The 13,803-nt window shown below is 31.3% G+C and carries 9 protein-coding genes; 1 reads left to right on the forward strand and 8 read right to left on the reverse strand.

All coding sequences use genetic code 11. The features are described from left to right. Positions 1 to 545: 545 nt before the first annotated feature. The 8 genes from ABD715_RS06690 to ABD715_RS06725 all read right to left on the reverse strand — a co-directional run bounded on the left by ABD715_RS06690 (position 546) and on the right by ABD715_RS06725 (position 12,878). Positions 546 to 2,531, reverse strand: a complete 1,986-nt coding sequence (locus ABD715_RS06690) for a putative porin (protein WP_344787358.1) — start codon at positions 2,529 to 2,531, stop codon at positions 546 to 548. Positions 2,532 to 2,676: 145 nt separating this feature from the next. Further along, on the reverse strand, positions 2,677 to 3,306 hold the full coding sequence (locus tag ABD715_RS06695; RefSeq protein WP_344787359.1) for a hypothetical protein: 630 nt from the start codon (positions 3,304 to 3,306) through the stop codon (positions 2,677 to 2,679). 112 nt (positions 3,307 to 3,418) lie between these two features. Further along, complete coding sequence (locus tag ABD715_RS06700) at positions 3,419 to 4,753, reverse strand: DUF4302 domain-containing protein (RefSeq protein WP_344787360.1); 1,335 nt, start codon at positions 4,751 to 4,753, stop codon at positions 3,419 to 3,421. 37 nt (positions 4,754 to 4,790) lie between these two features. Next, a complete protein-coding gene (locus tag ABD715_RS06705) occupies positions 4,791 to 5,738 on the reverse strand; it encodes a substrate import-associated zinc metallohydrolase lipoprotein (RefSeq protein WP_344787361.1) in 948 nt (315 codons plus the stop codon). A gap of 22 nt (positions 5,739 to 5,760) precedes the next feature. Continuing rightward, positions 5,761 to 7,185, reverse strand: a complete 1,425-nt coding sequence (locus ABD715_RS06710; RefSeq protein ID WP_344787362.1) for a RagB/SusD family nutrient uptake outer membrane protein — start codon at positions 7,183 to 7,185, stop codon at positions 5,761 to 5,763. A 4-nt stretch (positions 7,186 to 7,189) separates the two neighbouring features. Further along, positions 7,190 to 10,771: a SusC/RagA family TonB-linked outer membrane protein gene (locus ABD715_RS06715; protein ID WP_344787363.1), complete on the reverse strand. Its 3,582-nt coding sequence runs from the start codon at positions 10,769 to 10,771 to the stop codon at positions 7,190 to 7,192. A gap of 156 nt (positions 10,772 to 10,927) precedes the next feature. Continuing rightward, positions 10,928 to 12,133 (reverse strand): FecR family protein, encoded by a 1,206-nt coding sequence (locus ABD715_RS06720; RefSeq protein WP_344787364.1) that lies wholly within the window; start codon positions 12,131 to 12,133, stop codon positions 10,928 to 10,930. A 133-nt stretch (positions 12,134 to 12,266) separates the two neighbouring features. Next, positions 12,267 to 12,878: an RNA polymerase sigma factor gene (locus tag ABD715_RS06725; protein ID WP_344787365.1), complete on the reverse strand. Its 612-nt coding sequence runs from the start codon at positions 12,876 to 12,878 to the stop codon at positions 12,267 to 12,269. Positions 12,879 to 13,195: 317 nt separating this feature from the next. On the opposite strand from ABD715_RS06725, the gene ABD715_RS06730 reads away from it, so the two are divergent. Next, entirely contained in the window at positions 13,196 to 13,780 is a 585-nt protein-coding gene (locus ABD715_RS06730) for a ribonuclease HII (protein ID WP_344787366.1), read from the forward strand. Positions 13,781 to 13,803 lie beyond the last annotated feature (23 nt).

Genomic DNA, 13,803 nt, shown 5'->3' on the forward strand with positions numbered 1-13,803 from the left:
AACGTTCGCTAATTACTGTTACCGTTTTTAGCGGGTGCAAATATACATTCCTTTTTGACTATAGCAAGGCTTTTTTTAACCTTTTTTTTATGTTTTTTTAATATTGAACTTAATGTGTTTTTAATCAACATATTACAAGAGTGGGTTTTTCAACTTTTTTTTATAGCTTCTGAGAAATATACTTTTTTATTCAAAAATTAGAATGTAGGGTGTTACTAACTGAGCTAGCTTTTGTAATGTTTTATACGTTTTAAGTCTTTATTATTACTTAATGTGTTTGTTCTTTTTGTTTTATTTTAAGTATTACGACCTAATTATTTATCATAAAAATTGCTGTGTCCTTATATATGATTATATTATTTAAAGGCTTTTTACTTTATTAGCTCTTGCTATGTAGTATGTTTTTACCTTACTTTTTATATTTAACTGCTGCCTGCGTTAGGGATTGAGGCTTTGTTGAAGCTCTTTTTGTGTTGTTGCACTTATGCAACACAAAAAAGCGACTGCCGAAAGCCCGACCCTTTTTGGGTAACGCCCTTATTGTTTTATAAAAAGAAGTTCCAAACGATTCCGAAACGAATTGTAAAGTCTCGGTATGGGTTGTTTGGTGATGAGTAATAATTGTAGCCTGTAAATGAGGAATTAAAATGTTCTGCTTTTAAATAGATTCTGGTTTGACGAATTTTAGCGTTTAAGAAAAAATCGAGTCTAGGAAATCCTCCATATTCTTTATCTGTTTGTACGTAGAATTCTGCTAAGACAGGATCGTAGTCGTTCATGTAATAACTAGTGAAGTAATTTAATGTTACTCCGGTTTGGAGATACATGGCTTTTTTGAATATATGGTTGGAGTAATATAGTGTGTTTCTTGTTGTGAACTCTGGTACGTTTAATACATTATTATCGTCTTGTACGTTTTGATATAATATGGTGTTGTTTAGAGCGATGTTTTTATAGCGTATTTCGTTTTCGAATTTTGCTCGTAGATAGGTTATTGATTTATTGTTTTGAAAGGCTTGAAGTGGAACATAATCTTCTTCGCTAAAACCGGTTGCGTCTCTTTTAAAATAAATATGATCGTTAATGGTTGTATAGTCTACCGATAGTGTTGCGTATTTTTTTGATTTTAATTGGAATGCTAGTTGTTGTGTTTCGGTATTATTGAAATTGTTTTGCCAATTATAGTTTATATAATCGCTTTGATATAGCAACTGATTGTAATTTGGTGCTTTTGAACTATGATTTATTGATGCGGTTGCTGAGATATCGTTGTTTAAATTAAAGGCTGCTGTTGCTTTTATGAAGTTACCGTCGAAATCGCCAGATATGTTTACACCTGCGTTTGCGTTAAGTTTGAATTTTTTATATTGTTTTTGGTATTTACCTCCTGCTGAGTATATGTTTCCTTTTAGCCTATTTGTTATGGTTTGCCCATTGTAGACTACTATTTTATTGTATCCGTAATTATAATTGTCGCTACCTAGATTGAATTGTAGGTCTCCGAGGATGTTATTGCTGTAATTTAGTTGCAGTTTATTATGGAAGTGCTCGATTGTTGCTCTGTCTACTAAATTTGTGGATTTAAAGGCTGATCCAAAAATATCTGTTACTGCTGCTGATTGATTGAATTGGTAATATTTGTCTTCGAAAGACATTATATGCCCTATGCTTAATTTGTTTTTTGAGAGCGAGTCTTTTTCTCGTACTATTTTATAGTTATGCTCTAAATGAAAACGCTTGCCTTTTAATATGTTTTCGGCATTTTCGAAGTTTACTTCGAGAATTGACCTATCTATAAATTCTGGTGCTCCTGATTCGAAGTTTGCGACTTGACTGTCTTGTAGGCCTCCGTTTTCTTCGTTTAGTAAATCTTGAGTTACTATATGACCTCTTAAATTGTATCTTTTGTTTTTTGTTTGGTAGTTTGTTGTAAATCTGAAATTACCTGTACTGGTTAATATGTGCTGGTATCTACCTATGGAACGCATACCTTTGTATGCTACTGAGAAGTTAAATCTTGGTGAGGTGTTTACTGTAAAAAAAGAATCGGCTAGTTGCCCTTGCTCGAATGCTGTTTTAAATAACAACTCTGTAAATGGTGTTGGTACTCTGTAATAATTAATATCTTCTATTTCCATATAATTAAAATGCCTTGCTCTTGCACCAAAACTTGGCATTAAACTGGTGTTTTGAAAATTATATGTTAAACTGTTATAGGTTTGGCCTAAGTTTGAAAATGGCATTAAACCAAAATTATCTTTACGGAGGTAATTAAATTTGTATTCTTTTTTTATGTGTAAAGTGGTATCGACATAGGTGGTATCGTTTTCGTAAGATATAATTAGATAGTCTTCTATTTTTGCTTTGTTGTTTTTAAGGTTTTTTATGCCAGTAGATTTTCTTTGAGATGGACTTAGGGTGTCTTGATTGATACCGAAGCCTTCTCTAGAGTCTTGAGGTATTGTTAAATCTTGTGCATAAACACTTGAAACCAAAATTAACAACAAAAATGTAAATACTTTTCTAGCCATAAACTAATATTAAAAACCCTGCAAAGGTAAATACAAAATATGATAACGTTGTAAAATGAAAAAATTATTTATAAGAACTTAAAAAAGGCCATTTTATCTATTATTTAGATAAAATGACCTTTTTAATCACATATGTAGATCAATTTTATGGAATAGGCACCCCTATAATATCATCTCCTTTTTCTCCAAAATCATCATCCGAATCATAATCACCCTCTCCATTATAAGGAAAAGTATCGTTTTTCAAACGACTATTCGCGCATATAGTAACACCTAAAGTTTTACGATGAACCGAGAACGAATCACCTGATTGCATTTTTCCTGCAATAGTTTGAAGTGTATTCTCAACACATTGTTTATTTCTGCATGTTTTAACCGTCTCCATTCCAGGAGGACAACTCGCGACCAAATTATCAGAATCACCTGAATAAACTTCAACTAAATTACTAATAATCAAATTCCCATTGACATTTTGAGCTTCAAAATCAACACCTATAAAACTAGGATTATTAAGTAATAATTCTTCCTGCAACTCATCCAACTCCAACAAAAAGTTTGCAAAACTTACATTTTGTTCTGTCAAATTAATTTCTGCTCCATCTTGAAATGGATCATCTAAATTCATAATAAATGAATCCCCGAAAACGACGTCTTTTTCAGAAATCAACTGATTCTCACTTGAACTTTGATTAGATTCTACTGACGAATCCTTGTCGCAAGATTCGAACATAAAAAACAAACTCATCAATAATAAAAACTTAAATACTTTTTTCATAATTATATTATTTTAAATATAGGAACAAAGCTACCTTATTTAACTGAATTATCCTACTAATAAATTAGGTGTTAGCTTTGATTTGCTGTAAAATTTAAAACTAAACAATTAATTAAAAGTCATACCAATGCACTAACATTGACGGGTCGTCCACAGGTATTAATCCCAAAGTATTTTGACCAGCTGCATTTAAAAGTTCCATTTTTTGAACATAAAACCCACTTTCTCTAAAAATAAAATCGGTCATTGGAGCAAAAAACGAAGCTAATCCAAAATCTTGATTCCCTGGAGAGTCTTCAATAAATGTAAATTTCACAATATTATTACCAGACGCATCTTGAGTTACATCAACTGTACAATCAAAATATGCTCTTGCAGTTCCACCTGTAACAGGTATCCAAATATCTAAATATGCAACATCACTACCTATATCTCTAATATAAAAACGAGTAATAGGCAAACCTATACTAGCTTCAAAATCACTTCTCCATCCTTCAAAAAGATTAATGAAATTACTACTAGATCTATCTACACTTAAAAAACCATCATTAGTTCTTAATATTCTAATATTTCCCGCTTCGTTACCAAAATCATAAGGCGTTAAAGGTAGACCCGGTATATCATCGTAAACTATTTTTAAAGCGTCTGCAGGATTTTCAAATTGATTTTCTGTATCATTATACTCAAAACTAGTTAATATAACTCCATTTATATCTAATGGATCTACGAAACTAAAACCGGTTGCTGTAATTATAATTGGAACGCTAACAATTTCAAATTCACCATCAGTTAAATAAGTAACAGTAGCATATCTTGTTGTTGGGTTAAAACTGAATGAGCCAATCGCTTCATCATTAAATAATATGTTTCTAAAAACAGATTCTGTTCCATCTCCAGAAATGTTATTAACAGAAGCATAAACAGGCGCTAAGTCTAACTCGTCTGCTCTTGCTCTGCGTAATGTAAATACAGTAATATCGCTACCGTAATCTAACTTACTTTCTAAAACAACTTCGTTGTCTGTAGCTGATAGTATATTAAAAACAAACTCACCACCATTATCATTATTATTTAATGAAAATATTTGACTAAAAACTGACGATGATTCGAATACTAATTCAATTTTTAAAGATTTATCTATTCTATAAGTTACTGAATTATCTGCTGAACCAGAATCGTAATCTGATTTAAGAGCTACGCTACCATTTTCATCAAAATCGAATAAAACGGTGTAGAATCCAAAACTCTCATTTGGAGAATAATAGCCTACCCATCCATTTTCTGGAGCGGTAAGTATATTTGAATATTCGCTTTTTAAAGCATCTGTTCTTTCGTTAATAGACTGATCGAAAAGCGGTTCTACCTCGTTATCGGAATTACAAGAAGTAATAACCAATAAGAGCATAAAAACACTTAAAGATGTTAATAATTTATATATATTCTTCATATTTTTTTTGATTTGTATTTTTAAAAACATGGGATTCTTATTCAGGAATACCGTTCATTTCAATAACTTTATCTAATCTTGTTTGAAGAGAATCTCTTACTGCTAGCAAATCAACATTAAAATTGTTTTTATAAAAATCGACCACTAAGTCTACTTTTTGACTAATAAGCTGTCTTCCCTCGTTTAGCTCTCTACAATTTACAATTTCTCCAGCGTCTGTGTAAGTTGTACAGTCTTCTTGATTAATAAAATCTTCTTCGAAAGTATCTTTATCTACAACAAGTAAATGAGATATTATCTCGCAAAAATCTTCGTACTCATTTAAAGTACCATAGTTTCTTACCATTCCTAATTTAATTGCATCGTCTCTAGAAACACCATTACTCCAACCGTTACCTAAATAAGACTCTGAAATGGTATTAAAACCTACAGGAATATCATGGTTTTGATGTACAATGTGTGAAAACTCGTGATGCACTGTTGCTAATATACCTCCAGAAGGATCTGTTAACCATTCTCTATTTTGAAAATCTAGATCGTTCATGTTTAATAATGTTACTCTAGCTCCTCCTTCTGCAAATCCTAATTTTACGGTACCATCTTCATTAAAAATATAAGAGCCCATGTAAACTAATTCTGCAGGAAATAAATCTTTAATAAAAGCATCGGCATCTATACCTGTTGAGGCATATGGTCCTGCCCATAAATACTCTACTATTTTAGTTGAAGGAATAACAAAATCTGCTTCTATAGGTGTTGCACGCTCGTCTGGATCTATAAAATTATCATTCCATCTCCAACGCGTAGCTGTACCATAAGTTTCGAATAAACTTTTACCATCATTATCGTACAAATACTGATCGTTAGCACTTGAAATATCAGGGTTTTCTGGCGCTACAAATTGTGCATTTGTATCATCAGATTGACATTGATAAAAGCATGTTACCGATAACATTAATATTATTAATTTTACTATATTTTTCATATTAAATTTCTTTAAATCGTTATTATCTTGGATTAGCTTCAATACCATTAGCTAATGCTTTACTTGGTATTTGAATTGCTTTTCTTAAATCTTCTTCCTCTAATACAAACTCATCTCCATTTACATCGATATGAGTTATCTCAATACCTAACCTTTTAACATCGAACCACCTTAAACCTTCTGCTAAAAATTCTTTTCTTCTTTCTAGTAAAACAAAATCTAACATCGCTTCTTGATCTGTGCCTCCAAAAGCTGCAGTAATTTCAGGAATTGTTAATTGTCCTCCAGTATCGTATCTTAAAGGAGCTAAAACATTATAGTCGTTTAATGCATCATCTAATCTGTTTAGTCTGGTATAAGCTTCCATTCTATTAAATACAACCTCTTCTCCTCTAAACTGAGTCATTATAATATATCCAAAACCAGTTGTTGCTGTTGTATACTCAAAAAGTTCGTTATACTTTGGTTGTTGTAAAGATCCTGTACCATAACTGTACAACAAGTCTCTTTTATCTGCACTACCTTGAATATTGGCTCTTACTACTTGATTGAATATATTAACATCCATTCTATACCCTCTATTATATCTGTTAGAGAAACTTTCTTTTCTAACTACAAAAATATTAGAAGGACTACTTATGTCGTTATACTGATCTGCAATTTGAGTAGACGATGTACCTGTAAAAACTTCCCCCATGTCTCTAACATAAGTTGTATTTATAACTCCATTTCCTAAAATTTTATTAGAGTAGTCTATACATTTTTGATACTCTCCTTTAAATAAATAGAATCTAGAAGCAAATGCATTTGCTGCATTTTTTGTAAAATGATATTTACCTGTACCAGAATAATAACTATCAGAAATTAATGGTAAAGCTTCTAACAAATCTTTTTCGATTAAAGTATAAGTTTCTTCGAGCGTACCACGATTGTAATCAACTTTTAAACTCGTTTCTGGCTCTGTAATATAAGGTATACCTAAACCTGCTTTATTTGCATCGTTATAATGTTGACTAAATACATTAGCTAACATAAAGTGATGGTAAGCCCTAGTTATTAAAGCCTCTCCTTTTAAAGCGTTACGAAAACCAACATCGCCACCTACAATATCGTTTAACCCTTCTAAAGCTTGGTTAGCATGTGCGATAGCTTGGTAGTTACTTTCCCAAAAATAAGTTGGAGTATCTTGCCCTTCATCAGCTACGACAGGAACAAACTGGTAATTCTCTGTCATCCAATCTAATTGGGTATTACCAGGAATAGCTGTTACGTTATCTGTTTTCCACTCTACAAAGTTATATGTTCCTTCTGAATAAGCCGAAACCAATAATTGTGAAACATCTTCTAGTGTTGTTACGGTTTGTCTGTTATCTGGTACTTCATCTAGATATTCGTCACACCCAAAAAATGAAATAAAAGCTATTATTATAATTAAATTCTTCTTCATAATGCTAAAAGTTAAAATTAAGTGTGAATGTATAACTTCTTGTTAATGGAAGTGACACCCCACCTGATTGAAAAAATTCTGGATCGATTCCGTTTAATTTATCGTCTGAATATATTAACCACAAATTGTGAGCAGATAAACTAGCTGTTGCCGATTTTAAACACGTTCTATCAAGTAAACTTTGTGGCAACCTATAAGATAATTTAATGTTTTTTAACCTAACATAATCTCCATCTGCTACTCTTACATCACTTTTGTTATATAAATCGTATGGGTTTAACCCTTGATTATCTAATGCTTGACTTGCTATTTCTGATAAAATAGCAGGAATATTAGTTACGTTTTCGTCTCCTGGTAACGACCATCTGTTAATTAAATTACCATTAAGTGAGGTATAATCATCATACTCTTCTAAAAAGGCATCGTCTAAACGTATTTTGTTACCGCCTCTGTATGCAAAACCAACTGTTAAACCTAAATTTTTATAATTGAAGGTATTGTTAAATCCTCCAAAAAATGTAGGTTCTGTTGGACCTTCATACTTTAAAAAACGTGTAATATCGTCTCTTTCTTGTAAGTTTAAGTCTTGTATTATTTCGTCGTTTTCTCCAAAAAATGTTGGAATACCATTAGAGTCTAAACCTGCAAAAGGCACAGAAAATAAAGCTCCAACAGGATACCCTTCTAAGTTACCCCCATTTCTTCCAATAGCATCTCCTATACGCTCTTGAGACTCCCAATTTGTTATTTTACTTTTAGAGTGACTAAAGTTAAAGTTAGAAGACCATCTAAAGTTAGACGTTTCTACATTTACAGTTCGTAATGTAAACTCGTAACCTTCTCTATCCATATCTCCTACATTACCTAATTTAGTTCCTTCTCCACCAACACCGTTAGTTTCAACAAAACCAATTAAATCTTCAGATTTTCTTTTATAATATTCAAATTCTACCCCTATACGGTTGTTAAGAAATGCTGTTTCTACACCAATATTCCACTCGTATAACTTTTCGAAAGTTAGCTCTCCGTTTTCTAATTGATCTATTAATAAAGCAACTTCTCTTTCGGCTGCTTGTGGTCTTAATGGCTCGTCTCCAAATACAATTAAACCAGCACTTGCATCAAAAGGATTAGACCCCGATAAACCATAAGTTGATTTTACTTTTAATAAGTTTAACCAATCTGCGTTTTCTAAAAATTTCTCGTTATGCATGTTCCATGCTCCACTAATATTCCAAGTTGGTAAATAACGTGCTGTTTTAGATTCTCCTGTTCTGTTATCTCCTGTATATGTATATGTTCCGTTTATTACATATCTAGAATCGTAAGAGTAAGCTAAGTTAGAAAACACACCCCAACCTCTTTGACTAGTTTCTTCAACATCAAAATACTCTTCTCCTCTACTATCTAAAAACCTTATAAAATTAGGATCGCTTAAAATTAATCCTCCTTTGTCAAACATATATCCCCAACCATCATTTTTCTCTTGAACTCTATCACTAGATCTAATTTCTTGAGCTAATAAGGCACTAACAGTGTGCACATTATTAAATGTATGCGAGTAATCGAATTGATTTCTCATATAATAACTAGTTAAAGAGTTATCTGTAGTTTTTCTAAAACCTCCGTTTGGTAAAACAGAATAAGGCTCTAATTCTGGAGCGTCTGGATCATCAAACAAAAAGATGTTATTGTTTCTTATTAATGGGTTGTCTGCTCTGTATGCTTCTGCATTATTAGAGTTTTCGTGTACCGTTTGTATGGCGTTACTTTTATACCACCTACCCTGAAGTACTGTTGTAAAGTTTAAACCATTTGCTACTTCCCATTTAAAATTTGTATTAAATGTTAAGTCCATCAAACTAAGATCTACATAATTATGCTCTACTTCGTGCAAAATATTAAAAGGCGCATAACTTCTTCTGAAGAATTGACGATCTCCATTTTCATCGTATGGCGTTATACTTCTACTTGTATATAAAGCATAATTGAATGGGTTGATATCAAAATTTCTTTCGAAAACTCCTGTAAGTGCATTAAGTTCTCTATCTTCTGAAGCTGCAATTCTTTGATCTCTTACATTTCCTGTCAATTTAAATCCTAAGCTAAATTTATCAGATAAATCGAAATCTGCATTTAAATTCGCTGTATAGTTCTTTACATCGTCTGCAACTGTTTGCCCTTCATCTACAATAGAGCTAATAGACGCTCTATATCTAGATGTTTCTGTACCAGAAGATACACTTAAACTATTTGTACGTATAAACGAATCTTTAAACAAAACATCAAACCAGTCTGTATTTGCATTAGCATAACGCTCTAAATAAGCATAGTTAGGCGAACCACCTGGCCCCCATGTAAGGTCTCCGTTTGTAATTCTATTAAACATATCTGAGAAAACACCGTGGTTTGCTGCTGTATTTGCTTTAGAGATATCTACCCAACCTTTTTCGTATAGTTCTTGATATACTGACATTTCATCTCCTGAACTTAGGAAGTTAAACTGATCGTAAGTTGGTTTAGAACGTGTAGTTAAGCTACTAGAAAAATTAATAGATGGTTTACCTGTTTTACCTCGTTTAGTTGTAATTACAACAACACCATTTAATGCTCTAGCTCCATAAAGTGCCGTTGCAGAAGCATCTTTTAATACTTGAAATGTTTCTACATCTTCTGGGTTAATACCTGCAGTAGATGAACTTAAGATGGTATCTAAGTTTCCAGAAGAAATATCTTCGTTAGACAACTCTACAGCATCTTCAAGTATAACACCATCTACAACCCATAGCGGTTTATTTGTTCCGTTAATAGAAGCATTACCTCTAATTCTAATTACGGGAGCAGTACCAAATGTACCAGATACATTTTGTATTTCTACACCAGCAACTTGACCTTGAAGCGACCTACTTACATCTGCAATACCGTCTAACTTTACATCTTCTATTTTAAGTGTAGCTGCAGAACCTGTAAATAGTTTTCTATCAATTTTTTGATATCCAGTAATTACAACCTCTTCTAAAGAAGACACATCCTCTTCTAAAGCTACATTAATAGTAGCTAGACTTCCTACTGTTTTTTCAGTCTTTTTAAACCCTAAGTAAGAAAACACAAGTACCTGGTCTGGCGAAGCGTTAATAGAATATTTGCCATCAAAATCTGTTTGCGCCCCTTTACTTGTACCTTTTATTAGTACAGTTACTCCTGGTAATGGCAACCCATCTACAGATGATGTTACTGTTCCAGATACTGTTTGCTGATAAGCACTAGTAAGACTTACCGCTTCTTTTTTACTTAAAATAACTTGTCTTTCTTTTACAGAGTATTCAAGCTTTTCTTTATTTATTACCTGATCTAAAACCTTATAAATAGTTTTATCTTTTATAGCAATATCTCCAAATACATGCTTTAATTCGGGCAATACCTTATCTGTATATATAAATACAAACTCGCTTTGGTTTTCAATAGACTTAATCATGTCTATTAAAGTTGCTTCTTTTAATTCTATTCTCAATTTTTGGTTTTGAGAATATGAACTTGTAAAAGAATACAACGTAAATAGCACTAAAAAGACACTTAGGCTCTTCATTACAAATAGTGTTTTATTCCTGAGACCTAAAAATAGATCATAGAAATTCTGGTTAATTTTCATAAATTTGAATTGTTTTTAATTAAACATTGGCTGTTAGTCACACAGTTTTTTTTATGCAGAGAATGTTGGCGCATTCTCTGTTTTTTTTTATTCTTATTTTAACATATATTCTTTTTCGTTTATTACTTCGAATTTAAACGCGGTTGTGATTGTTAAGTTTTCGAGGGTTTTTTCTATTTTATCATTTAAATCTAACTTACCACTTATTGTTATATTCTTTTCGTCTACTCCTTCATCAAAAACAATATTCACGTTGTAAAAACGTTCTATCTTCTTAACTATATTCGAAACAAGTTCGCTTTCAAAATATAAAAGACCAGAGGTCCATAAAGTATAATTATTGGTATTTACCGTTTTTACAGATATACTTTCGTGTTCTCTATTCCACGATGCTAACTGCCCAGGTTTTAGAGTTGTTGTGGTCGTTTTAAATATATTATTTTCTAAAACATTAACTTTCCCTTCGGTTAAAACCGTTATAATTTCTGTGTCTGACTGATATGCAGACACATTAAATTTTGTTCCTAAAACTTGAATTAATAGTTTCTCGTCAATAGTTTTTACTACAAAGGGCTTTTCTTTATTTGCAGACACTTCAAAAAAAGCTTCTCCAGAAAGAAAAACGGTTCTTGTTTTAGACATAAATTTATCTGGAAACATAAGCTTAGTTCCTGCATTAAGATGCACAATAGTACCGTCTGATAGTGCTATTTTACTTCTTCTACCAAATGGCACTATTAATTTATTTAAACGTTCTGCTTCCTGCTTGTTTTCTAGTTTAGCTGTTGTTATAGTGTCTTTACTATTCAATATAACTTTACCTAATTTAGAATTATCTATTATAGATTCTTTTTGTTCTATTAATAATGGCTCGCCTGTTGCTAATATTAATTGGGTATCTTCTATTGCTTTAACAGATTCGCTTGTTAAATCGTTAATAATAACTTTATCTGTATCTTTTAAGTTATCGGTAAAATAAAGTATACTTAATACTAAAGCTAGTAATAATATAGCAGCATACTTATAACTTCGTTTAACTATTGTTTTTATTTTTTTAGGTTTCTCGTTATTTTCTAACTGCCCTAAAAGCTGAGTAAACATTCGATCTTTTTCTTTGCCAGATAGTTTTAAATCTTCTGGCTTAACCAGTAATAAAACTTCTTTTAAACTTAAAATGAGCTCTTTCTCTTCTGAATTATTAAGCAAATAATCTTCCCAAATAAGATTTGATTCTGGTGATTTGTTATACACCCAATCAATAAAGGAATCGTCTTCTAAATATTTCAAATAATTCTTCATAAAATTATGCTTACTTATAACAATAGGAACAAAAGATTAATTTTGTGGACACTTTTTTATAGTTTTTTTAACAAAAAAATCACAAAACATTAACACATAATACTTTGCAGTCTATAAAAAAAGCTATTTAAGATTAAACAATTAAGGTGAAATACATAAAACTTCCTCTTTGAGCCTTTAGTAAAACTTGATTTTTTCTAAGTTTTTTTATTGCTCTGTACACTTGCTTTCTTACCGAATTATGATCTATATCTATAAGTTGAGATATTTCTATATAATTAAAGCCTTTTGTAAACCTTAAGTATAGTATTTCTTGTTGCTTGGGCGATAATTCTTGTAGTATTTTTGAAACGAGTTCTTTTTGATAGCCCTCAATTTCTTCTCCAATAGTTTTAGACTCGATATTATATTCTGTGACAAAAGATAATTTATCAAACTCAGGAAAATCTGTATGTTTTCTATTCTTTTTTAATTGCCTAAAAATGGTATGCTTTAGCGCTTTAAATAAGTAAAACTTAATATTACTTGGTTTAGAAAGTTTTTTTCTATTAGAGTATATATCTAGAAAAACGTCTTGTATACAGTCTTTTATAAAGTTACTATCGGCATTTAATTTCATACCATAAGCGTATAGAGCATCTACGTTCGAATTATAAATAACTCCAAAAGCATCTTTGTCACCATTTACAAATTCCAACCAGACTTTTTCGTCTTTTTTCTCTGTCGCTATCTTTATAACACTCATTTACAAGGGGAAAACTAAAATTTTCGATTTACTCACACATCATCCTAAAATCACTTTGGAGCAAGGCAAATACTAATTTCTAAATATTATCTTAAAGTAACAAAGAAAAATGTAAAAAAAAAGCAAAACACCACAATTAACAATACATAATTAACAATGAATTATTATTTTTACTATAAAATATTCAATAAAAAAGCAAATACCTTACATATATTCTATTTTTTAATTGTGTTATTCTTATAAAAACACCTGTTTTATTCTACATTTATAAAAATTCACATATAATATTATACATTTGGCAAGAATAACGCACCGCTATGCTAAAATTAAAATACTCCGATAAAAACTTTGAATGTGGCACAGACGAGGCTGGTAGAGGCTGCTTAGCTGGTCCTGTTACCGCTGCTGCAGTAATATTGCCTCAAAATTTTAAAAATGTTATTTTAAACGACTCGAAACTACTTAGCGAAAAGAAAAGAATACTTTTAAAACCTATTATAGAACAAGAATCTATTACTTACGGTGTTGCTCATGTTTACCAAGAAGAAATAGACGATATTAATATTCTTAATGCGTCTATTTTAGCTATGCACAAATCTATAGAAAAATTAAACCCTAGCACAGAATTTATAATAGTAGATGGCAACCGTTTTAAACCTTTTAAAAATATACCTTTTGAAACGATTATAAAAGGAGATAGTAAATACCTAAGCATTGCTGCTGCCTCAGTTTTAGCAAAAACATATAGAGACGAATACATGAATAAAATTCATGAAGAATTCCCTATGTATAATTGGAAAAAAAACAAAGGCTACCCAACAAAAGAACATAGAGCTGCTATAAAAGCCTTTGGCGTTACCAAATACCACCGCAAAACATTTAAGCTTTTACCCGAAGAATAGCTGCTTTTCCTTTTAAGCAAATT

The organism is Postechiella marina (genome assembly GCF_039538365.1).
Lineage (GTDB): Bacteria > Bacteroidota > Bacteroidia > Flavobacteriales > Flavobacteriaceae > Postechiella > Postechiella marina.